We start from the raw sequence: 1493 nt of genomic DNA, 5'->3' as shown, positions 1-1493 counted from the left end.
GCGTCGGCGGTCGTCGACCCCCTGCACACCGACGCGGCCCTGCTGCCCGGCACCGCGACGGACCGCATCGACCCGCGTGCGGTCGGCCCCTACCGGCTGACCGCGGCCGAGCGGAAGTCGATGCGCGGCACGGCGGAGAAGATCCTCTACTGCGTGGGGGGCGCCACCGGCGTCGGCACCCTCGTCGAGGCGCCGAGCGGCCGGACCTCCATCAGGTTCCCCGACTCCGTCCTGGGCAGGGCCGCCACGGACTACGGATGCGGCGTCGACCGACTCGCCGATCCCGTCCCGACCGAGATCCGACCGCTCCAGCGGCTCAACACCCTGGTCAACGACTGCCTGGCCCACCAGAAGCAGGAACCCGTGAAGTTCGGCATGGACTTCGTCATCCGGACGAAGGACGACGCCCAGGCCGCCCAGACCTGTCTGGACACCGCCCGCCGCGACCAGCTCACCCCCTACGTCGCACCGGCCGCGCTGCTGTACGTCACCACCCCGGCCGGCTCGACGGCCACCCCCGGCTTCCACTTCACCTCCGCCAACACCGCGCGCATCGCCGGGGTCGCCGGTCTGGTGCTGCTGGTCACCGTGGCCGTCACCGTCGTCGTCGGCACCCGGCTGGTGCGGCCCCTGCGCGCGCTGGCCGAGGCGGCCCGCCGTCCGGTGGCGGAACACCAGCGGGTGCCGGTGACGACCAACGACGAGATCGGCTATCTCGCCGCCGCCTTCAACGACCTCTCCCAGCGCCGCGAACGCGTGGAGGGCCAGCGCAAGGCGATGGTCAGCGATGTCGCCCATGAACTGCGCACCCCGCTGAGCACCATCCGCGGCTGGCTGGAGGCCGTCCAGGACGGCATCGCCACCTCCGACCAGGCCCTCGTCGACTCCCTGCTCGAAGAGGCGCTGCTGCTCCAGCACATCGTCGACGATCTGCAGGACCTCGCGGAGGCCGACGCGGGCCAGCTGCGCATCCACCCCGAACCCCTGCGCGTACGCGACCTGCTCGACCATGTCGCCACCGCCCACCAGGCCCGCGCCGACACCGCAGGCGTCTACCTCACCACCCGCGTCGACGGCGATCCCGAGCTGTCGGGCGATCCCGTACGGCTGCGGCAGGTGGTCGGCAACCTGGTGTCCAACGCGCTACGGCACACCCCTGCGGGCGGGAGTGTCACCCTGCGGGCCCGCAGGGTCGGGGACCAGATGACGATCGAGGTCGCCGACACCGGTACCGGTATCCCGGCCGAGGACCTGCCGCGGGTCTTCGACCGGTTCTGGCGGGCCGAGAAGTCCCGCAGCCGGCGCACCGGCGGCAGCGGTCTGGGCCTGGCCATCGTCCGCCGGCTCGCGGAGGCGCACGGCGGGACGGTGACGGTGGCGAGCACGGTCGGCGCCGGCACGGTCTTCACCGTCCGCCTGCCCGTGTGAACGCTCAGCGCCCGGCGGTGGGCGGCGGCAGGCGCAGTCCGGCGAGGTCCGACGGGACCGGGGTG

General features: G+C 73.4%; 1 protein-coding gene. It reads left to right on the top strand.

Annotated elements, in window-relative coordinates; translation table 11 throughout:
* A partial coding sequence (locus tag R6V09_RS52955; RefSeq protein WP_317888529.1) for a sensor histidine kinase occupies positions 1-1428 on the top strand: 1428 nt, incomplete at its 5' end.
* Positions 1429-1493: the final 65 nt, after the last annotated feature.

The sequence above is a fragment of the Streptomyces sp. W16 genome (assembly GCF_033194735.1).
Lineage (GTDB): Bacteria > Actinomycetota > Actinomycetes > Streptomycetales > Streptomycetaceae > Streptomyces.
This window is presented reverse-complemented; position numbering and strand designations above follow the sequence as displayed.